This is a genomic window from Ensifer sp. NM-2 (assembly GCF_003024455.1).
GTDB classification, from domain to species: Bacteria; Pseudomonadota; Alphaproteobacteria; order Rhizobiales; family Rhizobiaceae; genus Ensifer; species Ensifer canadensis.
This window is the reverse complement of the sequence record NZ_PVZR01000018.1, coordinates 22,633-42,167: the sequence shown is the minus strand read 5'-3', so window position 1 is coordinate 42,167 and position 19,535 is coordinate 22,633. Positions and strand designations below refer to the sequence as shown.

Below are 19,535 nucleotides of genomic sequence, written 5' to 3'. Positions count from 1 at the left end.
CATGGCCGAGATCAAAGATCCGGAAAACACGATCATCATGGAGACCACCAAGGGCAAGGTCGTCATCGAGCTTATGCCGAACGTGGCTCCGGGTCATGTCGCCCGAATCAAGGAACTGGCACGCGAAGGCGCCTATGACGGCGTGGTGTTTCACCGCGTGATCGAGGACTTCATGGCACAGACCGGCGACGTCCAGTACGGCAAGACCGGCGGCGAGCACTTCAACCCGTCGCGTGCCGGCATGGGCGGCTCATCCAAGCCGGACCTGAACGCTGAATTCTCGAACGTCAGCCACATTCGTGGCACGTGCTCGATGGCGCGCAGCCAGATGCCGAACTCGGCCAATTCGCAGTTCTTCATCTGCTTCACCGATGCTCCGTGGCTGAACAAGCAGTACTCGGTCTGGGGCCAGGTCATCGAAGGCATGGACAACATCGACAAGATCAAGCGCGGCGAACCGGTGCGTGATCCCGACACCATCGTGTCCATGCGGGTTGCCGCCGACGCCTGATTTGCGCTAATGCACAAACCCGCCCCGGTCGCGCCGAAAGGCCCTGGGGCGGGTTTGCTTTTTTTTCAGAAACGATCCATGCGCGTAGACCTGTTCGACTTCGACCTTCCGGAAACCTCGATTGCGTTGCGGCCCGTAAATCCGCGCGACAGCGCCCGCATGCTCGTCGTCGACCCGCAGGCGCCGGAACTCCTGACGGATCACGGCGTGCTCGACCTGCCGTCCTTCCTGCGTCCCGGCGACGCACTGGTGTTCAACGACACCAAGGTCATTCCGGCGCAGCTCGAAGGCATTCGTCGACGCGGCGAAGAGATTACCACGCCCGTCTCGCTGACCCTGCATATGCGGGTCGCGCCGGATCGCTGGAAGGCGTTTGCCCGGCCGGCACGCCGCCTCAAGGTCGGCGACCGCATTGCCTTTGGCCACGGCGGCAACAGCTGCATGCTCGGCACACTCGACGCAACTGTCGAGGAAAAGGGCGACGCCGGTGAGGTGACGCTGCGCTTCGATCTCGCCGGACCGCTGCTCGACGAAGCGATCATGGCCGTCGGGCACATTCCATTGCCGCCATATATCGCCTCCAAACGCGCAGAGGATGCTCAGGACCGCGTCGACTACCAAACGGTCTACGCCCGTGAGGAGGGCGCCGTAGCCGCCCCTACCGCTGGCCTGCATTTCACCGAGCGGCTGTTTTCCAGGCTGAACGAACTCGGCATCGAACGTCATTTCGTCACCCTGCATGTCGGCGCCGGGACATTCCTGCCGGTCAAGGCCGATGATACCGACGACCACGTGATGCACCTGGAGATTGGCCAGGTCGATGCCGCAACCGCCGAACGCCTCAATGCCGTCAAGGCGAGGGGCGGCCGGATGGTCTGCGTCGGTACGACGTCGCTACGGCTGATCGAAAGTGCGGCGGACGAACACGGTATCATCCATCCCTGGTCAGGCCCGACCGGCATCTTCATCACGCCCGGCTACCGCTTCCGCGCCGTCGACATGCTGATGACCAATTTTCACTTGCCGAAATCGACGCTGTTCATGCTGGTTTCGGCCTTCTGTGGCCTCGAGACGATGCGCGCGGCGTATACCTACGCGATCGAGAGCGGCTACCGCTTCTATTCCTATGGCGATTCCAGCCTGCTTTTTCGGAAAGACTAGATGACCGAAACCTTCCAGTTCAAGCTGCACGCAACCGACGGCAAGGCGCGCCTCGGTGAGGTTTCCATGCCGCGCGGCACCATCCGTACGCCTGCCTTCATGCCAGTCGGAACCGTCGGCGCGGTCAAGGCGATGTATCTCGATCAGGTCAAGGATCTCGGCGCCGACATCATCCTCGGCAACACCTACCATCTGATGCTGCGCCCTGGTGCTGAACGCGTGGCGCGGCTTGGCGGTCTGCACAACCTCATCCGCTGGCAGGGTCCGATCCTCACCGACAGCGGCGGCTTCCAGGTGATGTCGCTTGCCGGGCTGCGCAAGCTCGACGAGCAGGGCGTCACCTTCAAGAGCCATGTCGACGGCGCGCTGTTCCACATGTCGCCGGAACGGTCGATCGAAATTCAAGGCTTGCTCGGCAGCGATATCCAGATGCAGCTGGACGAGTGCGTGGCTTTGCCGGCCGAGCCCAAGGAGATCGAGCGGGCAATGGAAATGTCATTGCGCTGGGCGGAACGCTGCAAGGTGGCGTTTGGTGACCAACCGGGCAAGGCGATGTTCGGCATCGTCCAGGGCGGCGACATTCCGGCACTGCGCGTGCGCTCGGCGGAAGCCCTGAAGGGGCTGGATCTCAAGGGCTACGCCGTCGGTGGACTTGCGGTCGGCGAGCCGCAGGAGGTGATGCTCAGAATGCTCGACATCACATGCCCCGAGCTACCTGCCGAAAAGCCGCGCTATCTCATGGGCGTCGGCACGCCCGACGATATCCTAAGGTCGGTCGCACACGGCATCGACATGTTCGACTGCGTCATGCCGACCCGCTCCGGACGACATGGTTTGGCCTTCACCCGCCATGGCCGCATCAACCTGCGCAATGCGCGCCATGCCGAAGACCTGCGGCCGCTAGACGAACAATCCTCGTGCCCGGCGACGCGCGACTATTCGCGCGCCTATTTGCACCACCTGATCCGCTCGAATGAGTCACTCGGGGGCATGCTGCTCAGTTGGAACAACCTTGCCTATTACCAGGAACTGATGGCGGGCATTCGCCTGGCAATCGAAGAGGGCCGCTTTGCCGACTTCATGGCCGAAACCCAGGAAACCTGGCGGCGAGGGGATCTGGCGCCACTCTGAGGACCAGACCTGCTCAGATCTCCGGACCTGGGGCCGACTGGAGCATCATGACGCCGTTGATCTTGTAGCTGCCGTCGGGCTGCTTCATCAGCTGGTAGACCGCCGTCCAGTCCTTACCATCGGGAGCCGAGATCAGCACCTCCTGAATGACCTGATCGCCCACCACCTTGGAGCGGCCAAAGGCAAAATTTCCGGGCCGATAGACCGGCTGGTAGCCGCGCCTGACCATGTCGAAGAAGGCCGTCTTGTCGGGAAACTTGCCGCGTATCGCCGGCGAAGCGAAGGAGTAGGCGGCGTCCGCATCGTCATTGAGGAAAGCCGCGATCTGATCCTGGATGATCGAGCGTGCCGTATCGACCGGTTCTTCCGCCCGACAAAGGCCCGCGCCTGCGAGTTGCGCTGCGATACCGAAGGCAATGGCAAATGTCCTGATCATCACCGATCTCCACCAGACGTTTCTGCCTGCTCCTGAAAGCATAGGTCGTTTGCACGTTCTGGAAATGGCGCGGACAGCGCCGTGCGCTTCTTCACACCAAGCACATATATACAATATCGTTCATACTCAATGCCTTAAACGGAACTTCTAAATTAATCTTTCAAACATCATAACTTAGTGATATTCGCAATTGTCACCTGAGCGCACCCAATCGCATTCCCAATGGCCGAACTGTTTGCGCTCGGCGACGGTGTCGGGACGGTAGAGAATGTTGACATCCGGGCTGAACCGCCTGCCATGACGACGCCTGGCATGCCGCGGCCGACGTCTGGCGCGGTGCTCCGGCAGATGCCGCCAGAGCTTGATCGCGTGCCCATCCGCGGAATAGGCGTACTTGTAGATCGTCTCATGGCTGACAGAAACTGGATCGCGCTCCAGCCGCATGCGGCCGGCGTTCTGCTGCGGCGACCAGCCATGCATGATGCGCTCGATCACCGATTGGCGCACATGCGAGAAACGAGCAAGCTTGCGTAGCTTGGCTCTGCGCTCACGCGCCATCGCGTTGGCGGTGACGCAATAGTAGCCGCTAAGGTCTGGCATCTGCGGATCAACAAAAGTATTGCGCCTGAGTTCGCGGAAAATCGTCGAACGATGTCCGTGCAGTTTCTCAGCGATTACGTCAACGCTGATGCCAGCCGATCGCCTGGTGCCGGATCGACGCCGCACCGCCAGCGCCGATCCGGTCCAACAGACGACGCACCTGGCGGGTACTCAAGCCAAGCACATGGGCCGCCGACACCAGCGTCATCCGCCCGGCAATCACTTTCGACAAGACCTCAATCCGCTGCAGGTCACGCTCGCTCATCGCAATCAATCCCATCCGCAATCTCCCAGGTCATCAAAACCCGGGGAGAGTGACATTCTTACTTTGCAGGATCAGGACACTTCAACTTTGCGGCTACACGAGAAAATCAGATAAGATAGATTATGGAACATATAGATGTGCCGAAATGCCCGTTTCCGGGCGTATTGCACCTACTCTTGGCTTGACCCAGCCGTTCGCGGCTGCTTATTCGTTCGCCACGAAACCTCGTTTTGCAAGGCCCGATGCGATGAGCGAATTGCGCGTTCTTTCAGATGCTTTCATTCCAGAACTGCCAAACCGCTACAATGGCAAAGTGCGCGAAAACTATGATCTGCCCGGCGGCGAACGCATCATCATCGCGACCGACCGGCTGAGCGCCTTCGACATCATCCTGACGTCCATTCCGCACAAGGGTCACGTGCTGACGCAGACGGCGCGCTACTGGTTCGAGGAAACCGCCGACATCTGCCCGAACCATGTGATCAGTTATCCCGACCCGAATGTCGTCATCGGCAAGCGGCTCGACATCCTGCCGGTCGAAATCGTCGTCCGCGGCTATCTCGCCGGCACCACCAGCACGTCGATCCTGACGAAATATCGCAACGGCGAGCGCGACATGTATGGCATTCGTTTGCCCGACGGTCTGCGCGACAATCAAAAGCTTCCGCAAGCAATCATCACGCCCACCAGCAAGGCCTTCGACGGAGGCCATGATGAACCGCTGTCGGAAGACGAAATTCTAGAGCAAGGCCTCCTGACGAAGCAACAGCTCGATACCGTGTGGAGCTATGCGCTGGCGCTGTTTGCGCGGGGCCAGGCGCGAGCCGCCGAACGTGGCCTGATCCTTGTCGATACGAAGTACGAGTTCGGCACCGACAAGGATGGAACCATCATCCTTGCCGACGAGATCCACACGCCCGACAGCAGTCGATACTGGATCGCCGACAGCTATCAGCAGAGCTTTGAAAACGGCGAGCGGCCGAAAAGCTTCGACAAGGATTTCGTGCGCGCCTGGGTCACCGAGCGCTGCGATCCCTACAGGGATCCGGTCCCGGAAATCCCGAGAGAACTGGTCGAGCAAACGTCAGCTGTCTATATCGAAGCCTATGAGAAGATCACCGGGCGCACCTTCGTTCCGAATCTTTCGGGTGGCACCGTGCTGGAGCGCATCCGCAAGAACCTGGCGCCGTATTTTTCGAAATAGGCCTGAATATTAGATATTTCGAACACGTGAAGTTCAGGCGTCTCCGAGCACGGGGACGTCGACTTCGAATTCGAGACGCATCAGGTCATAAGCCGGCTCGACATGATCAGGCGTTTCACCTTGGACGGTGTCGTAGTCGAGCGGCACATGCATATGCGTCAGAACGGCTTTCTTCGGACGAAGCCGATCGATCCAGCCAAGTGACTGCACCAGCGACAGATGGCTCGGATGAAATTTGTACTGGAGGGTATCGAGCACCAGAAGCTCGAGACCATAAAGGTTTGCGATCGTTTCCGGCGGAAAGTCGCTGACATCGCTGCAATAGGCGAAATCGCCGACGCGAAATCCGAGCGAGTGGATATTGCCGTGAAACTGCATCAAGGGCTGGAAGGTGATCGGGCCACCTGCCCCTGTTATGATCACGGATGAAAGATCGTCGGCGATGATATGTGCGTCGACGATGGGCGGATAGCCGCTTCCGGGCGGCGATTCCAGGCAGTAATGAAACCCTTCGCGAATCCGGCCCATAGTGAAAGCGTCCGCCCAGATCGGTACTCTCTTCTTATTTTCAATGACATAGCCGCGCAAGTCATCGATGCCATGCAGATGGTCCGCATGGGCATGGGTATAGAGCACCGCGTCGATGTGGCGGACATTTGCCGCCACCATCTGGGCGCGAAAATCCGGACCGGTATCGATGACCACAGTCGTCTTGCCGCCATCCGGCGCGATCTGCTCCACCAGCAGAGCGGCGCGCATGCGGCGGTTCTTCGGATTTTTGGGATCGCAGGCGCCCCAGTCCCCGGTGATACGCGGCACGCCAGGCGACGAACCACAGCCGAGAATGGTGAAAGCGCGCCTGAATGCCACGTTAGAGCCTCGGCATCTTGGAGAAGATGCGGAAAGCGTTTTCCGTCGTATGCGTTGCAATCTCGTCCTTCGTCACACCGATCGTATCGGCCAGAACATCGGCCGTGTGCGCCACATAGGCAGGCTCGTTGCGCTTGCCGCGAAACGGCTTGGGCGCAAGATAAGGTGCGTCGGTCTCAACAATCATGCGATCATGCGGAACCGTCTTCGCGATCTCGCGCAGTTCTTCCGATTTCGGGAAGGTCAGGATGCCGGAGAACGACACGTAGCCGCCGAGCTCGACGCCAATTCGCGCCAGATCCGGACCCGACGAGAAGCAATGCAGAAGGAAGGGGAAGGCGCCCTTCCCTGTCTCTTCGGTCAGGATCGCCGCCATGTCGTCGTCTGCCGAACGGCTATGAATGACGAGCGGCAAACCGGTTTCGCGCGCCGCAGCGATATGCCGGCGCAGACCCTCGGCCTGAGCGTCGCGCGGCGCGTTGTCGTAGAAATAATCGAGACCCGCCTCGCCGATCGCCACCACCTTCGGGTGGGCCGAAAGCCGGATGAGATCGTCTGCAGTGATATCAAGCTCTTCATCCGCGTTGTGCGGATGGGTGCCGACGGAACAGAAGACGTTCGGATAAGCTTCCGCAATCGCAAGGATCGTGTCGAACCGCTTCACGCGTGTCGAGATCGTGATCATCTGGCCGACGCCTGCTGCGCGCGCGCGCTCGATGATAGCGTCGCGCTCAGCCTCGAAGTCGGGAAAATCCAGATGGCAATGCGTATCGATAAGCATGCTGATCGTGCCTTATTACGCTTCCGGGGCGACATAGCGTGGGAAGACCGGCTTCGGCGCTTCAAGCGGCGTTCCGGAGACAAGACGGCCGGTCTCGCCGAGTGCCGCAAAGTCGCGCTTGTCGGCTGGGGCTGCCACCAGGTCGAGCAGTTTTCCTGACGATTCCGGCATGAAGGGCTGCAACAGGATGGCAATCTGGCGAACGACCTCGGCGGTGACGTAGAGCACGGTTGCCATACGCGCCGGATCGGTCTTTTTCAGGGCCCAAGGCTCCTGGCCGGCGAAATAGCGATCGGTCTCCGAAACGACCGCAATGATCGCCGCAAGCGCGCGGTGGATCATCTGCTTGCCCATCTCGTCGCGGGTGATCTCGAGCAGCGCATCGGCGGCCGCCAACATCGCCTTGTCTTCGTCGGTCAACGCACCGCAGACAGGAATATGGCCATCGCAATTCTTGACGATCATCGACAACGAACGGCTCGCCAAGTTGCCGATGCCATTGGCAAGGTCGGAGTTGATGCGGGTTGCAATCCCCTCCTCGCTGTAGCTTCCGTCCTGGCCGAAGGAAACCTCGCGCAGGAAGAAGTAGCGGATCTGGTCGAGACCGAAATGCTCGACGAGATTGAACGGATCGACGACGTTGCCGAGCGACTTCGACATCTTCTCGCCCTTGTTGAGCAGGAAGCCGTGGGCGAAGACGCGCTTGGGCAGCGGCAGGCCGGCCGACATCAGGAAAGCGGGCCAGTAGACCGCGTGAAAGCGGATGATGTCCTTGCCGATGATATGGATGTTCGCCGGCCAGAATTTCGCCCGCGGTCCCTGCGGATTGTCGAGATAGCCGGTCGCGGTGATGTAGTTGGTGAGCGCGTCGACCCAGACATACATGACATGACCAGGATCGTTCGGCACCTTGATGCCCCAATCGAAGGTGGTGCGCGAAACAGACAGGTCCTTGAGGCCTGACTTCACGAAGGAGATCACTTCGTTGCGGCGCTCAGCCGGGCCGATGAAGTCAGGGTTCTCTTCGTAGTGCTTCAGCAGCTTGTCCTGATACTCCGACAGCTTGAAGAAGTAGCTCTGCTCCTCGACCCATTCGACCGGCGTGCCCTGCGGACCGTAACGCACGCCGTCGGCGCGCAGCTCGGTCTCGTTCTCCTGGTAATAGGCTTCGTCGCGCACGGAGTACCAGCCGGCGTAGGAATCCTTGTAGAGGTCGCCCGCCTCGCCCATGCGGTTCCAGATGTCCTGCGACGCCTCGTGGTGGCGCTTCTCGGTGGTGCGGATGAAGTCGTCATTCGACGCGTTCAGGAGAACCGCCATCTTCTGGAATTCCGAGGAGTTCCGGTCGGCGAGTTCCTGAGGCGTCACGCCTTCGCGGCGCGCCGTCTGCTGCATCTTCTGGCCGTGTTCGTCCGTGCCCGTCAGGAAGAATACGTCGCGTCCGTCCAGGCGCTGGTAGCGCGCCATTGCATCCGTTGCGATCAACTCATAGGCGTGGCCGATATGCGGCTTGCCGTTCGGGTAGGAAATCGCGGTGGTGATGTAAAAGGGGGACGTGTCTCTCATAAGCGGATTCAATCTATCTCGGATAAAGCTACCGACGCTCTTAGCGCATACGCCGCGCGGAAGGAACCGGGAGATGGCAGAAAAGCCCGCACCGAAGCCGCTGATCGACATCCATTCCCGCTTGTGTGGACGCAAACGAAACAATAGAACAAATAGGAAACAAACGCGAAGGGATCGTCATGTTGCGCCAGCTTGAACGTCAATTCGAAGCGGCATCGGCCCACTACGCCGAAGACAACGGCATCGAGCGGGATGCAGATTGGTTCATGCTCAAGATGCAGGAGGAAATCGGCGAACTGACCCAGGCCTGGAACAAGCACACCGGCCGCGGCAGGCGGCATGGAAAATCAGAGGACGAGATCCAGACCGATATGGCGGACGAGGCCGCAGATCTGCTGGGTCACGTGCTGCTTTTCGCCCACCATCACGACCTGGATCTGGTCGCTGCGATCAAGCGCAAATGGAAGTTTCAGGTCCAGCTATAGCGCCGCCTTGACGTCGTCCAGCAGCGAAAGAATGGTTTGCTTGCGATCGAGATTATAGGCGTCGCTGATGGTGAGGCGTTCCCCGGTCGTGGCCGAAAGCCGGGCGAAACGCTCGGCGCGCATGATGTCGCCGGCAACGGCCGCATCGCGGGCTTCGCGCATCAGCCGGCCTGTCAGCAGCGACGTGAAGAAATCGAAGATCGTTTCGCTGTCCTTGGCCGAAAGCACGTCGGCAAGTTTGTGCATGTCCTTGCGGATCCCCGGCCCTTGCCCCGCGAGGATCGCCTCGAAGGTCGCGGTGATTTCCAGACCGCCGTAGTTGATGAGCTTCAGCGCCTCCGCCACGCTGCCATTGGCAGCGGCCAGAACGCGCGCGGCATTTTCGCTCTCAAGATCGAAGCCGAGATGACCGAGCGCCTGGCGCAGCGCCAAAGGCTCCAACGGCTTCAGCCGCAGCGGCAGGCAGCGCGAACGGATGGTTGGTAATAGCTTACCCGGCGCGTGGGTCAGCACCAGGAACAGCGACCGACGCGGCGGTTCCTCGAGAATTTTCAGGATGGCGTTGGCGGCGTTCCGGTTGAGATCGTCGGCCGGGTCGATGATGACGATGCGCCAGTTGCCGGTGCCGGATGTCTGCGAAAAGAACTTGCCGGCCCTTCGCACCTCGTCGACGGTGATGGCACCCTTGACCCTGCCCGTCTTCTCGTCGACCGGCCGCGTCAGATGCAGAAGATTGTGCGATGCGCCGGAGGCCAATTGCCGGCCGACGATCGAGGCCGGGTCGGGATCCTCAAGCCTTTCGGGCGCAGTCGCGGGATCCGGGTGATTGAGGATGTGGCTGGCGAAGCGAAACGCAAGCGTCGCCTTACCGATACCCTCCGGCCCTTCGATCAGAATGGCGTGGTGTCCCTTGCCCGAACGGTAGCTCTGGGCCAGAAACGCTTCCGCCTGCTCATGACCAAACAGCCGGTCGTTCTGGACCGGCGCGATTGCCCCTTCAAGTACACCTGGCGCTTCCGACGTCATGGTGCGGACCCCGCATTCGAAGGCCCGGAGACTTCAGCGTTCGCAAGCAAGCTCTCTAGCAGGCCGAGCACCTCTGCGGCAATCGCCTCGGCGGATTGCGTCGCATCGATAACCCGGCACCTGTCCGGATCCGCCCGTGCGATATCGAGGAAGGCCTCGCGGCGCTTTTCATGCGTCTCAAGCTCTTCCTTCTCGAAACGATCCGGGCTGTCATCGCCGGCGCGGCGTTGGGCGCGCTCGAGACCGATAGTCGCCGGCAGATCGAAAATCACGGTCCGGTCCGGGACTACGCCATTGATGGCAACCCGCTCCAGCGTCTCGACAAAGGCCGGCTCCAGATTGCCGGTGATGCCCTGGTAGACGCGCGACGAGTCCATGAAACGGTCGCAAAGCACGATCGTTCCCCCAGTCAGCGCCGGCCGGATGACCTCTTCGACATGATCGCTGCGCGCCGCAGCAAACAGAATGGCTTCCATTCGGACGCCGAAGGCTTCGGCCGCCCCCGAAAGCAGCACATGGCGCACCGCTTCGGCCCCGACCGATCCGCCCGGCTCGCGCGTCGTCAGCACCTTGTGGCCGAGCGCGCGCAGAGAATCGGCGAGCAGGCGCAACTGGGTCGATTTGCCGGCCCCTTCCCCGCCCTCGAATGTTACAAACAGACCTTTTGCCAGCGGCACAATGCTTTCCTATATCGGCATGCGATTTGGCTCTGTTTAGCCGATTGGCCCACCCGATGAAACCGCCAGAACCGGTTTTGTTACAGCCAGAAGAAGAAGAGTTCCTGCAGAGCGTCGAGCGCGCGGCTCGCCAGTGTCCCTTGGCCCACTGCTCCCGCCGTCTTGACCGGAACCTCGCGTAGCAGCTTTTCGCCGTTCCACAGTCGGACGACACCGACCTCGGCGCCGGCTTCCACGGGAGCGCGCAACGGCCATTTGTAGACGACACGGGCCGTCAGGCGTTCCGGGTTGTTGACCGGCAGCAGCACATCAACCGGCCCACCAGCGACAAGCGCGACATGGGAGGCCGCACCGCCGTAGATACTGGCCTCGCCGATCGCCTCGCCATCAGCAAAAATTCGCCGCTTTTCGAACGCCGTCATCGCCCAGTCAAGCACCTTGCGGCTTTCCTCCGTACGCTCCTTATCGGTATCGAGCCCGCCCATCGCGAGATAGACACGCCGGTCGCCACGCTGCATCGATGCGGCCAGCGAAAAACCGTAGCCTTCGGCAAAACCCGTGGCGACACCATCGACCCCGAGTTTGGCCGCGATCAACGGGTTCTTGTTGCGCTGAAGGATCTTGTTCCACTCGAACTCAGGCTGGGCGTAGAGCCGATAGAGATCGGGGTGCGCCTCGTGCAGATGACGGGTCAGCGTCACCAGTTCGGTCATAGTGATCCGGTTCTGGGGATCCGGCAGACCTGTGGCGTTACCGAACGTGGCGATAGGCATGCCGAGTTCGCGAGCGCGGGCCGTCATCTTTTCGGCAAAGGCGGTTTCGCTACCGGCCATCCCCTCTCCGAGGATGATGCAGGCATCATTGGCAAGCTGAACGGCCACCCCTTGCAACAGATCGGCCACGCGAATGCGCGACTTCAGCGCAGCAAACATCGTCGAAGTGCCGGATGGGGCGCCGCCCGTGCGCCACGCGTGTTCGGAAACGTCGAAGGCCGTTTCGGCCGAAAGCTCACCCTTGGCGATGGCCTCGGCCACCACTTCCATCGTCATCAACTTGGCAAGAGAGGCGGGCGGAACCGGTTCGTTCTCGGCGCGGGAAAACAGAACGGTGCCGGTTTCGGCATCCACCAGCAGGATCTGCTTTGCCTTGGTGTCAAACGCCACCGGCGGCGTCTGAGCCGCTGCCGCACTCGCGAGCAACGCCGCAAGGCCGAACGTGACCGTAAGCATCATCAAGCGCATGGGAAACTCCGGTTTCCCATTGGGCATAGCAGCGTCATCAGAATGGTACAACGCCCCAGGTTACCTGAGCGAACCGGTTCTGCCTTGGCGCTTCGCATGGGCAACGATGGATTCAGGCGTAAGCGGATTGGTCTCGACCATGATCGCTTCAAACGGCGATTCCGCATCGCTTACCCGCACTTCCACATAGGCGGCCGCATAGGCCATGTTGCCGTCAGGCATCGGAATGTATTCCGGTCGCTCGCGCGGGATCGGCCCGATTTCCGGAAGCATGACGAACTCGCTCAGCGACGGCGGTGCTGCAAATTGCGGGACAGGTGCAGCCAACGCCGTTACCGTACCGGCGGTATCAAGGGACGATTTCGGCGGAATGACCAGCGTTCCCAACTGGTTGCGCATCGGCTCATTCGAGGCGACCATCACGCCGGTTGCGATCTGGCCCTCCGGCATGACGCCCGGACTGCGGTCGCCCTTCGTGACATAGGACGCCATGAGATAGGGCATGTCGTTGCCTTCAAGCGGTGCGCGGCCGACATATTGCACCCGAACCTTGGCACTGCCCTTCTGCTTGATATCGAGCAAATCGGCTGTCTTCGACGAAACGTCGATGATGCGGCCATATTCATAGGGACCGCGATCGTTCACACGAACGATGACGGAAGTGCCGTTTTCGGTGTTGGTGACACGCGCATAGCTCGGCAGCGGAAAGGTCGGATGCGCGGCGGACAGATGAAGCTTGTCGTAGACTTCGCCATTGGCCGTCAGGCGACCATGAAAGGCCGAGCCGTACCAGGACGCGACACCGGTCTTGTTGTAACCGAAATCTTCCTTCGGCTGGTACCACTTGCCCTTGACCTGATAGGCTTTGCCGACCTGAAAGCGGCCGCCGCCCTTCGGAATATTCTTGCCGGTAGCGACACGGGGGCTCGCCTTCACGCCATAAACGGACTCAGCAAAGTATTCTTTGCTTCTCGACTTGCTCTTCTTGATACTGGACGTCGATCCGCAAGCCGCAAGCGTTGCGCAAAGCACAGGGACCGCCGCAAGGCGCAGTCCCTTGATCAGATATGCCGCATTTTTACTGGATGTCATCTGTCCCACAACATCATTCGAATAAGCCGTACTCGAAACCTTCCACTCGTGCCCCCAGCGGAAATCTCGGCGTCCCGAAACGGAACAGTCGATTAATCATGACAGCAACAAGGCAAAATTGCGAACCGACGAATGGCTGACGGCTCGAAATCTCCAGTTATGGTTTACGAATGGTTACCCGGACAAAATGGGCAGCGGATGCGCCAAGAAAATCTTTCCGCCCACGCATGTTAAATCTTGCAAAGCAGCAAGGCTTCGCGCAATAACGCCCTGCCCGGAGGAGTGGCCGAGCGGTTTAAGGCACCGGTCTTGAAAACCGGCGTGCGTGAAAGCGCACCGTGGGTTCGAATCCCACCTCCTCCGCCATGGCTGTCTCATTTTTCGCCACCCATTATTGCGCTCGGTCGCCAAGTGAATGCTTTGGCGGCGAACGCATACAAGTTTTGCGAGTATTCCCCGATCATAGCCGCAGCATTGACGGCGCTTGCAAGGCGGTGGCTCGACCCGCTTGCCATCCCAGATAATTTGAGGGAAAGTCTGATTCCGGCCCATCGAGCCCTGGGCGATCTCCCAGAACTAGAGAAAACCATGCCTCTTAAATATTTGACGACAGCCGCTTTTCTCGCGCTTCTTGCACTTGCCGGATGCGCAAGCACCGGCGGCAGCAACACGACCTATGCGCAGTGGCAAGGTCCAACACCTGTACCCGATCCGTCTGCGGCGAGTCCCGGCGGTTTCCGGCTCAGCTACTAACTTGCGCTAGTATACGCGTGTCGGACGGAGCGCATCGCGCGCTCCCATCCCCGGCCGCGCGATTTCAGTCGCATAGAGCTATTGGCCGCGAGATATTGTGATCGCGGGGCGATACAGGCGCCCATCGTTTGATCGGACGCCAGTCCCGGTGGAGCCCCTTCCGCTGCTTGATCCTATACTTCCAGGGAAATCGTCGTGAATCGCCGCATCACCGGTGGAAAGTATTGACTTCAATTATATTAGATATTCTTGATATTCAGTCCTCCAACAACCGAGGAACTGAACGATGCCCACCTACATCATTGAACGCGACGTCCCAGGGGCCGACAAGCTCAACCAGGACGACCTTTGCGCATTATCGGCAAAATCCAATGCTGTCGTCGCCGATCTTGGCGTACCATATACATGGATCACCAGTTATGTCGCCGGCGACAAGATTTACTGCGTCCACGAGGCATCAAGCGCCGACGTCATTCGCGAACATTCGGAACGCGCCGGATTTCCGGCGAACAAGATAACCGAAGTTGCTGCCGTCATAGGGCCTGCGACAGCATCCCAGGGGCGCAACGGTAAGTGACCGAAGCGACGTTATCATCGCAGTGCCCGGACACCGGGCACGAATGCGCGACGCAACGCCGGCAAAACAGTGATCCACCGGCACCGTCATTGACTTACGGCGGTATCAATGCAGGCTGGTTTGCCGGCATTCGGCGCCCATGCAGGGTTCCCCGGCACACCTTCCAAGGAGACGATCATGGCAAAAGGTCAAGTGCGAAGTAACCGCGAGGTTAGAAAGCCAAAGAAGGACAAGACTGTCAAAGCCGCCGTTGTGACGGAAGGCTCACAGGTGAAGCTGGCCGGCAGCAGTTTCTCCCTGGGCAAGAAAGACAAGAAGTAAGACGGTCGGCTTTAACCTCTCGAACTAACGACATGAGAGAGATATCCGTCAGTGGCCAGTCGAACTGGGGTGCGCAACGTCTCCGCGACATCCCGGCGCGACTGGTCGAGCACCCGCGGTCAGATGCCGGTTTCGTAGCGCGTTTGAACGTCGTATGTATTTGGCTGGAGATGCGAAGATCGCTACAGGCGGATGCCGCTGGCCACTCGCACTCCATTACGGCGTCCAACATCATCGGAAGCATTTGCGGCGGGTATTGTTGATCAGCTGCCAGCGCCACGCTTTGAGGCGGGCGCCGGAAAATCGAAAACGCCAACGCACCTCACGCCAATCTTTGTGCCTTCATTGCCACAGCTTGAGCACCAGTGCTCGCCTTTCGCAAAGAACTGTTGAACACGGCACAGTGCCCGGCATGCTTGCTGGACTTCGGAACGAAAGCACGGTTCACATCGTTAACCAAACCATCGCCGCCACCTCTGATCTAGTGGACGTTCACCGTGCTTGCAGCCTTGCTTATCGCCTCGATTATCGCATCGCCTAACATCGCCCTCAGCGCTGCCACGGTCGACGACCTGCAAGCCGACTTCGAAACGGCCGTGCCCTGCCAGCAGATAGACGGCCGGAACGTTTGGAAGGGAACGATCGCCTACTACATCCAGTCCTTCGTCTATCAAGGCGACACGCCGGTCGCGACCGAAGCGGCCGACGCTGTGCTGCCGGAGGACAACTCCGCGGAAACCGTCAAGGAATTCGAGGACGCCTGCTCCGCGACGCAGCCGGCCTGATTCAGGCCTCCTCTAGCAGATCGCCCATCGATATTTCTGCTGATCCCTTGATGGCAGGCTATTTCCACTGCGTCCCATCGGCCGCGGCGCAACCGTGCGGCGGGTGTCCGTTGCCAAATGTCAGCTTCAGCCGGTCACAACCCCATTGATTGAGCGGCCCGGGCATCGCCGCATTCAACGCGATACCAACTTCGTCAAACGGGCTCTGCTTGTTATCCACGTATTGATACCAGCGAAACCCAAGGATCGCGGTCGCGGCGACAACGATGGTCAGCAAGATTTGAATCAGCTTCGTCATTAAACCCTCATTCCATAAACGGAAGGAGGCATATCAGCCTCGCGCGGCGCGTGCAGCGACGAGTTGGTCAATCTGCGCTTGATTGAACCAACATTCACAGAATTTTAGGCACTTGCGGAACACATATGGAACAGATAGTGTCTGTTCTTGATTTGTTTCACGCCTCTGGAGCGACTTGCCATGCTGACCCGCAAGCAACAGGAATTGCTTCTTTTCATCCATGAACGAATGAAGGAGTCCGGTGTACCGCCGTCCTTCGACGAGATGAAGGATGCACTCGACCTGGCATCCAAGTCGGGCATTCACCGGCTGATCACAGCGCTCGAGGAACGCGGCTTCATACGCCGGCTTCCCAACCGCGCCCGAGCGCTCGAAGTCATCAAACTGCCGGAAGCCTATGCTGCGAGCGCGCAGCCCCGTCGCGGGTTTTCGCCGAGCGTCATCGAGGGTAGCCTTGGCAAACCGCCCGCCCCTGCCCCCGCGGCGAAAACGCTGCCGGTTGCCGACAACAGCTCCGTGTCGGTTCCAGTGATGGGCCGCATTGCCGCCGGCGTGCCGATCTCGGCGATACAGAACAACACCCACGACATTACCGTGCCGCTCGATATGATCGGCAGCGGCGAGCACTACGCCCTTGAAGTGAAGGGTGATTCGATGATCGAGGCCGGCATTTTCGATGGCGATACGGTGATCATCCGCAATGCCACCACGGCCAATCCCGGCGATATCATCGTGGCACTAGTCGATGACGAGGAAGCAACGTTGAAACGCTTCCGGCGCAAGGGCGCTTCAATTGCTCTAGAGGCCGCCAACCCGGCCTATGAGACGCGCATCTTCGGGCCTGACCGGGTCAAGATTCAGGGCAAGCTCGTCGGCTTGATCCGCCGCTACCACTAAGCCCGTCTCACGCCAGCGCAATTCGAGGAAAAGTGCGGAGCGGTTTTCCGCCAGGAAATGCGTAAAAACAAATAGATAGAGCGCCTAGTGACTCCGTTTAAACCGGAAACGCTCTAGCCGCCTTCATGCCGGCCAGCCGCTCTCTTACTTCAACGTCTCGCCACATAGGGTAGCGAGACGGAGATTTTCGGATCGAGTGTTTTTCACGCTCGACGGATTTTACTCGTGAATCGAGTACTCGCCCAACTCGCAGAGATCCTGCTTGTCTTCAGTCGTGTCGAGACCGGAACCTTCTTCGAATTCAAAGCGCATGTCGTATTTGCAGACATCACGTCCGTCGGCGATGGTAATTTCCATGCTTTCGCCCGGATTAAGCACCTGCCGCCCGAAGACGTCGTCTTCCCACTGATCAACACCGACCGGCGATGTGTAGAAGTTCGTCAAAACGGCATTCGTCTTGTTCTTAAGCTGAAAGACGAGATCCTCAGCGCTTGCGGTGGCCGTCGTTACGGCAAGAATGGCAAGAGCAGTCAGGGCGATCTTATATTTCATTTTATGTCTTTTCCTCCATTGTTGGCTTTGTTTGACACTACCTATACGGGTCGCGCTGTTGGGATATTCATTCCCAGTTCTGTCTAGAGACAATATTTTCAGCACTGACAATAGTGACCGAATCACCATTTCGGGGCGCGTCCTCGCAAGGCCATGTCGTTGGCGACTGCGGACGTTCGCAAACTGGCGGGCAAGCGCAGCCCGGTCGAATTGCGCTTTGAAAACAGTGGTTGGCTGCGATGCGGGCAGCCTCGCTGCGCGTGTTGGACGCGCCGCATTGGCCCATGTTCCTTGCCCCCCGAAAACCGTACCTGCGTGCCGGCAGCATGTCCTTTGCGCAGGCACGCACAGCGTTTCACTTTCGACAATCGGGCTGCTATTGACGGAGAACCGCTTTAGCCAATCGCGCAGGCGCTGGGTGACTTGTTGCTTTCATCGTGCGAGGGGCTGAATCACGCGCTCGCCCGCCCTATCTACGTCACACTTTCGTTGACGCTCGCAACGAGCACGCGGCCGCTTACGCCACCGATGGCCGGTATTTCGACCGCCTTCGGATCTGCGTTCGCCTTGAACCTCGCGTGGGGCGTCGACCGCCAGCGGCATTCGCCGCTGCCAAACCTGTTGAGCGTGTGGCCGATGGCGCTCAATTCTCCTGAACGGAAACCCCGTCCTGGCCAATCTTGATCTCTACGCCGGTCGGTTTTGTTTCCTCGCGGTAGACATAGGCGCCGAGACCAATGACGGCGACGGCGAGCATGGCAATGATCAGATAGAGCCCATTACGGTTCATTCAGCAATTCCTCGCTTGGGTACGGTATGGGTAACTAGGTTCGTACCCAAGAAAGGCAACGGTGCGACGCGGACAGTTCGCTCCTCGCGCGGATGATGCAGGACGGATGCGAACGGCCGTAGGCTTTTTCTCCGCACGATCCGTTGGCCGAGCGCTCTTGCGACGCATCGGCTCGGGCCGCGGAACGTCCCCGACGTGGAGCACGAAAGCGTGCTGGCGCACGTATCGGGCACTTGGTCTGAATATGTGCCCGATGCGCGACGAGACGCCTCGTACCCCGCGCCTGAGCCCAATCGGCTGATGGCCCTACAACGAACGGCCTCAACGGGAGTGCGGTCCTCTGGATTGAGACTGCCCCCGAATGCGCTTGAGCACAAGCAACCCACCTCATAAGAAAGCTCATCAAATGCGCTTCAAAATCAGATGGATGATTGGATGAATCTCGATGTTCAGAACCTTGACGGAGCCTGCCACTGCGGAACGGTTCGCTTCAATGTGAAACTGAAGAGCGGCCTCCGCACCGCCCGCCGTTGCACTTGCTCCTATTGCCAGTTGAAGGGCGCGGTTGCCGTCTCTGCCGCCAAGGACGGGGTCACGGTTCTCTCCGGCGGCGAGGCACTCACCAAATATCAGTTCAACACGAAGGCTGCAGAGCATTACTTCTGCTCGAAGTGCGGCATCTACACATTCCACAAGCCGCGCGCGAACCCGGATTTCTACGGCGTCAACGCCGCGTGCCTTGAAGGCATAAGCCCATTCGATTTCGAGGAGCTACCGGTGAACGACGGCATCAACCACCCGATGGACACGAAGGGATCGACCGGCCCAAGGCTCGCAGGAACGCTCAAGTTTATCCCGGCGGAGTGACGACAGGCGCGGCTGGCAGGACGCCGGCCGCAGCCGTTCAAACTGCTGCACCCTGAATGAGGGGGGCGTTCGTTGCGCCGCCAAGACGTCGAAGATCTACTCGCGGAACGCGAACGGGCGCGCTTGACGAGGCAGAGTGTTGCCAGAAGCAATGGGGATGGAATCGGCAATCTGCTGCTTGGATCGAACGTCGAAGAGGGAGATAACGGGAACCAATTGCCACACCAAGAAGAATGTGTGGCAGCAGATGAAATCCTGCAGTCCAAATAGCGAAACTAATTCAACTACTTAGGAGTGGCTTTGGAGGCCTCGCCCGGAATTGAACCGGGGTACAAGGATTTGCAGTCCTCTGCGTCACCACTCCGCCACGAGGCCTCATCGACTGAGATTATCAAGTCGTGGCGAGCGTTTAGAATGAATATAGAAAGAGCGCAAGAGGGGATTTCTGAAAAACGTCCTCAGGCATTTCTGAAATTCCATCTTTCTCCAACTCTTCCACAGGCTTACCGATCCGGCCCCATAACGGATCGCCGCGAACCCCTTCGACGACAGGCGGCGGGCGCTATACGGCAGCGTCCGACACGAGGCAATTGGATGGATTTACCATTTCGACAGACGGCCCGAATCTTCCGTCCAACCCTTCTTCCGA

The 19,535-nt window shown here is 59.5% G+C and carries 21 protein-coding genes, 2 tRNA genes and 2 pseudogenes; 11 read left to right on the top strand and 14 right to left on the bottom strand.

Features of this window, described 5'->3' with window-relative positions; genetic code table 11:
• Position 1 precedes the first annotated feature (1 nt).
• From C6558_RS28205 to tgt, 3 genes are all read left to right on the top strand, one after another.
• Positions 2-511: a peptidylprolyl isomerase gene (locus tag C6558_RS28205; RefSeq protein WP_025427068.1), complete on the top strand. Its 510-nt coding sequence runs from the start codon at positions 2-4 to the stop codon at positions 509-511.
• A gap of 78 nt (positions 512-589) precedes the next feature.
• Positions 590-1,672 carry a tRNA preQ1(34) S-adenosylmethionine ribosyltransferase-isomerase QueA gene (gene queA, locus C6558_RS28200; protein WP_025427067.1) on the top strand — a complete coding sequence of 361 codons (1,083 nt, stop codon included), beginning with the start codon at positions 590-592 and terminating at the stop codon, positions 1,670-1,672.
• Positions 1,673-2,803, top strand: coding sequence for a tRNA guanosine(34) transglycosylase Tgt (tgt, locus tag C6558_RS28195; protein ID WP_057208604.1), 1,131 nt, complete (start codon positions 1,673-1,675; stop codon positions 2,801-2,803).
• A 13-nt stretch (positions 2,804-2,816) separates the two neighbouring features.
• On the opposite strand, the gene C6558_RS28190 is transcribed toward tgt, so the two are convergent.
• The 3 genes and pseudogenes from C6558_RS28190 to C6558_RS28180 form a co-directional block, all read right to left on the bottom strand.
• Positions 2,817-3,239 carry a DUF4864 domain-containing protein gene (locus C6558_RS28190; protein WP_057208602.1) on the bottom strand — a complete coding sequence of 141 codons (423 nt, stop codon included), beginning with the start codon at positions 3,237-3,239 and terminating at the stop codon, positions 2,817-2,819.
• Between the two features lie 201 nt (positions 3,240-3,440).
• A pseudogene (locus C6558_RS28185) lies at positions 3,441-3,971 on the bottom strand (IS30 family transposase); the annotation flags it as partial.
• Positions 3,934-4,119: pseudogene (locus C6558_RS28180) on the bottom strand (helix-turn-helix domain-containing protein); the annotation flags it as partial. The pseudogenes C6558_RS28180 and C6558_RS28185, both read right to left, overlap by 38 nt.
• A 241-nt stretch (positions 4,120-4,360) precedes the next feature.
• Here C6558_RS28180 and C6558_RS28175 point away from each other — a divergent pair.
• Positions 4,361-5,308, top strand: coding sequence for a phosphoribosylaminoimidazolesuccinocarboxamide synthase (locus tag C6558_RS28175; RefSeq protein ID WP_025427063.1), 948 nt, complete (start codon positions 4,361-4,363; stop codon positions 5,306-5,308).
• A gap of 33 nt (positions 5,309-5,341) precedes the next feature.
• Here C6558_RS28175 and C6558_RS28170 read toward each other — a convergent pair whose 3' ends face one another.
• From C6558_RS28170 to metG, 3 genes are read right to left on the bottom strand one after another with little or no spacing between them, the layout of a single operon-like run.
• Positions 5,342-6,178 carry an MBL fold metallo-hydrolase gene (locus C6558_RS28170; RefSeq protein WP_057210388.1) on the bottom strand — a complete coding sequence of 279 codons (837 nt, stop codon included), beginning with the start codon at positions 6,176-6,178 and terminating at the stop codon, positions 5,342-5,344.
• A 1-nt stretch (position 6,179) separates the two neighbouring features.
• Complete coding sequence (locus C6558_RS28165) at positions 6,180-6,959, bottom strand: TatD family hydrolase (RefSeq protein WP_025427061.1); 780 nt, start codon at positions 6,957-6,959, stop codon at positions 6,180-6,182.
• Between the two features lie 15 nt (positions 6,960-6,974).
• A complete protein-coding gene (gene metG / locus C6558_RS28160) occupies positions 6,975-8,525 on the bottom strand; it encodes a methionine--tRNA ligase (RefSeq protein ID WP_057210390.1) in 1,551 nt (516 codons plus the stop codon).
• Between the two features lie 179 nt (positions 8,526-8,704).
• Between metG and C6558_RS28155 the strand changes: the two genes are divergently transcribed.
• On the top strand, positions 8,705-9,010 hold the full coding sequence (locus C6558_RS28155) for a pyrophosphatase (RefSeq protein WP_057214155.1): 306 nt from the start codon (positions 8,705-8,707) through the stop codon (positions 9,008-9,010).
• Here C6558_RS28155 and C6558_RS28150 read toward each other — a convergent pair.
• The 4 genes from C6558_RS28150 to C6558_RS28135 form a co-directional block, all read right to left on the bottom strand.
• On the bottom strand, positions 9,005-10,036 hold the full coding sequence (locus C6558_RS28150) for a DNA polymerase III subunit delta' (protein WP_025427058.1): 1,032 nt from the start codon (positions 10,034-10,036) through the stop codon (positions 9,005-9,007). The genes C6558_RS28155 and C6558_RS28150 overlap by 6 nt on opposite strands.
• Entirely contained in the window at positions 10,033-10,713 is a 681-nt protein-coding gene (gene tmk, locus C6558_RS28145) for a dTMP kinase (RefSeq protein WP_038576098.1), read from the bottom strand. Before tmk ends, C6558_RS28150 begins: the two co-directional genes overlap by 4 nt.
• Before the next feature lie 80 nt (positions 10,714-10,793).
• Positions 10,794-11,954 (bottom strand): D-alanyl-D-alanine carboxypeptidase family protein, encoded by a 1,161-nt coding sequence (locus C6558_RS28140; RefSeq protein WP_025427057.1) that lies wholly within the window; start codon positions 11,952-11,954, stop codon positions 10,794-10,796.
• Positions 11,955-12,014: 60 nt separating this feature from the next.
• Positions 12,015-13,046, bottom strand: coding sequence for a septal ring lytic transglycosylase RlpA family protein (locus C6558_RS28135; RefSeq protein WP_025427056.1), 1,032 nt, complete (start codon positions 13,044-13,046; stop codon positions 12,015-12,017).
• Between the two features lie 276 nt (positions 13,047-13,322).
• Between C6558_RS28135 and C6558_RS28130 the strand changes: the two genes are divergently transcribed.
• From C6558_RS28130 to C6558_RS28115, 4 genes are all read left to right on the top strand, one after another.
• Positions 13,323-13,412: transfer RNA gene (locus C6558_RS28130), tRNA-Ser, on the top strand.
• Between the two features lie 673 nt (positions 13,413-14,085).
• Positions 14,086-14,376 (top strand): DUF4242 domain-containing protein, encoded by a 291-nt coding sequence (locus tag C6558_RS28125; RefSeq protein ID WP_025427055.1) that lies wholly within the window; start codon positions 14,086-14,088, stop codon positions 14,374-14,376.
• Positions 14,377-14,553: 177 nt separating this feature from the next.
• Positions 14,554-14,697 (top strand): hypothetical protein, encoded by a 144-nt coding sequence (locus C6558_RS40065; protein ID WP_164474927.1) that lies wholly within the window; start codon positions 14,554-14,556, stop codon positions 14,695-14,697.
• 497 nt (positions 14,698-15,194) lie between these two features.
• Positions 15,195-15,482, top strand: a complete 288-nt coding sequence (locus C6558_RS28115) for a hypothetical protein (protein ID WP_025427054.1) — start codon at positions 15,195-15,197, stop codon at positions 15,480-15,482.
• Between the two features lie 58 nt (positions 15,483-15,540).
• Here the strand turns inward: C6558_RS28115 and C6558_RS28110 are convergent, their stop codons facing one another.
• A complete protein-coding gene (locus tag C6558_RS28110; protein ID WP_025427053.1) occupies positions 15,541-15,780 on the bottom strand; it encodes a hypothetical protein in 240 nt (79 codons plus the stop codon).
• A gap of 180 nt (positions 15,781-15,960) precedes the next feature.
• On the opposite strand from C6558_RS28110, the gene lexA reads away from it, so the two are divergent.
• Positions 15,961-16,677: a transcriptional repressor LexA gene (gene lexA / locus C6558_RS28105; RefSeq protein WP_025427052.1), complete on the top strand. Its 717-nt coding sequence runs from the start codon at positions 15,961-15,963 to the stop codon at positions 16,675-16,677.
• A 219-nt stretch (positions 16,678-16,896) separates the two neighbouring features.
• On the opposite strand, the gene C6558_RS28100 is transcribed toward lexA, so the two are convergent.
• Together C6558_RS28100 and C6558_RS28095 are read right to left on the bottom strand one after the other, a co-directional pair.
• Positions 16,897-17,229 (bottom strand): hypothetical protein, encoded by a 333-nt coding sequence (locus C6558_RS28100; protein ID WP_025427051.1) that lies wholly within the window; start codon positions 17,227-17,229, stop codon positions 16,897-16,899.
• A 643-nt stretch (positions 17,230-17,872) separates the two neighbouring features.
• Entirely contained in the window at positions 17,873-18,019 is a 147-nt protein-coding gene (locus C6558_RS28095; RefSeq protein WP_025427050.1) for a hypothetical protein, read from the bottom strand.
• Positions 18,020-18,454: 435 nt separating this feature from the next.
• Here C6558_RS28095 and C6558_RS28090 point away from each other — a divergent pair, with 435 nt between their 5' ends.
• Complete coding sequence (locus tag C6558_RS28090; protein WP_025427049.1) at positions 18,455-18,886, top strand: GFA family protein; 432 nt, start codon at positions 18,455-18,457, stop codon at positions 18,884-18,886.
• 301 nt (positions 18,887-19,187) lie between these two features.
• On the opposite strand, the gene C6558_RS28085 is transcribed toward C6558_RS28090, so the two are convergent.
• Positions 19,188-19,261, bottom strand: a tRNA-Cys gene (locus C6558_RS28085).
• Between the last annotated feature and the right edge of the window lie 274 nt (positions 19,262-19,535).

Bases quoted from the DNA above. Each gene is read 5' to 3' on its own strand.
- C6558_RS28205 (WP_025427068.1), top strand. From the start codon at position 2: ATGGCCGAGATCAAAGATCCGGAAAACACGATCATCATGGAGACCACC.
- queA (WP_025427067.1), top strand. From the start codon at position 590: ATGCGCGTAGACCTGTTCGACTTCGACCTTCCGGAAACCTCGATTGCG.
- tgt (WP_057208604.1), top strand. From the start codon at position 1,673: ATGACCGAAACCTTCCAGTTCAAGCTGCACGCAACCGACGGCAAGGCG.
- C6558_RS28190 (WP_057208602.1), bottom strand. From the start codon at position 3,239: ATGATCAGGACATTTGCCATTGCCTTCGGTATCGCAGCGCAACTCGCA.
- C6558_RS28165 (WP_025427061.1), bottom strand. From the start codon at position 6,959: ATGCTTATCGATACGCATTGCCATCTGGATTTTCCCGACTTCGAGGCT.
- metG (WP_057210390.1), bottom strand. From the start codon at position 8,525: ATGAGAGACACGTCCCCCTTTTACATCACCACCGCGATTTCCTACCCG.
- C6558_RS28155 (WP_057214155.1), top strand. From the start codon at position 8,705: ATGTTGCGCCAGCTTGAACGTCAATTCGAAGCGGCATCGGCCCACTAC.
- C6558_RS28150 (WP_025427058.1), bottom strand. From the start codon at position 10,036: ATGACGTCGGAAGCGCCAGGTGTACTTGAAGGGGCAATCGCGCCGGTC.
- C6558_RS28140 (WP_025427057.1), bottom strand. From the start codon at position 11,954: ATGCGCTTGATGATGCTTACGGTCACGTTCGGCCTTGCGGCGTTGCTC.
- C6558_RS28135 (WP_025427056.1), bottom strand. From the start codon at position 13,046: ATGACATCCAGTAAAAATGCGGCATATCTGATCAAGGGACTGCGCCTT.
- C6558_RS28125 (WP_025427055.1), top strand. From the start codon at position 14,086: ATGCCCACCTACATCATTGAACGCGACGTCCCAGGGGCCGACAAGCTC.
- C6558_RS40065 (WP_164474927.1), top strand. From the start codon at position 14,554: ATGGCAAAAGGTCAAGTGCGAAGTAACCGCGAGGTTAGAAAGCCAAAG.
- C6558_RS28110 (WP_025427053.1), bottom strand. From the start codon at position 15,780: ATGACGAAGCTGATTCAAATCTTGCTGACCATCGTTGTCGCCGCGACC.
- lexA (WP_025427052.1), top strand. From the start codon at position 15,961: ATGCTGACCCGCAAGCAACAGGAATTGCTTCTTTTCATCCATGAACGA.
- C6558_RS28100 (WP_025427051.1), bottom strand. From the start codon at position 17,229: ATGAAATATAAGATCGCCCTGACTGCTCTTGCCATTCTTGCCGTAACG.
- C6558_RS28095 (WP_025427050.1), bottom strand. From the start codon at position 18,019: ATGAACCGTAATGGGCTCTATCTGATCATTGCCATGCTCGCCGTCGCC.
- C6558_RS28090 (WP_025427049.1), top strand. From the start codon at position 18,455: ATGAATCTCGATGTTCAGAACCTTGACGGAGCCTGCCACTGCGGAACG.